The 857-nt window shown below is 44.9% G+C and carries 1 protein-coding gene; it reads left to right on the forward strand.

The window, feature by feature from the left end:
* Nucleotides 1-857 (forward strand): D-alanine--D-alanine ligase (locus GMD6S_RS11500; protein WP_000112872.1); only part of this gene is annotated, 857 nt, incomplete at both ends.

The following is an 857-nucleotide window of genomic DNA, read 5'->3' on the forward strand; positions in this document are numbered from 1 at the left end:
GATCGTCTCATGACCAATGCGACTATTGACTGGGACAAGAAAATAGCGCCAAGTGCCATCTATGAAGAAGGTGCAGTGGTCTTTCCAGTTCTTCATGGTCCGATGGGAGAAGATGGTTCAGTTCAAGGATTCTTAGAAGTTTTGAAAATGCCTTATGTTGGTTGTAATATCTTGTCATCCAGCCTTGCCATGGATAAAATTACGACCAAGCGTGTCTTGGAGTCTGCTGGGATTGCCCAAGTACCTTATGTGGCCATCGTTGAAGGCGATGATGTGACTGCTAAAATCGCTGAAGTTGAAGAAAAACTGACTTATCCAGTCTTCACGAAGCCGTCAAATATGGGTTCAAGTGTCGGTATTTCTAAGTCTGAAAACCAAGAAGAACTCCGTCAAGCTTTGGAACTTGCCTTCCAATATGACAGCCGTGTCTTAGTAGAGCAAGGGGTAAATGCCCGTGAAATCGAGGTTGGTCTCTTGGGCAACTACGATGTCAAGAGCACGCTTCCTGGTGAAGTGGTTAAGGATGTTGCCTTTTATGACTATGATGCCAAATACATCGATAACAAGATTACCATGGACATCCCAGCCAAGATTAGTGATGATGTGGTAGCTGTCATGCGTCGAAATGCTGAAACAGCCTTCCGTGCGATTGGTGGCCTCGGTCTGTCTCGTTGTGATTTCTTCTATACAGATAAGGGCGAGATTTTCCTAAATGAGCTTAATACCATGCCAGGTTTTACCCAGTGGTCTATGTATCCACTACTTTGGGACAATATGGGAATCAGCTACCCAGAACTAATCGAGCGTTTGGTTGACCTTGCTAAGCAAAGTTTTGACAAGCGCGAAGCGCATTTGCT

It is taken from the genome of Streptococcus sp. GMD6S (assembly GCF_000297015.1).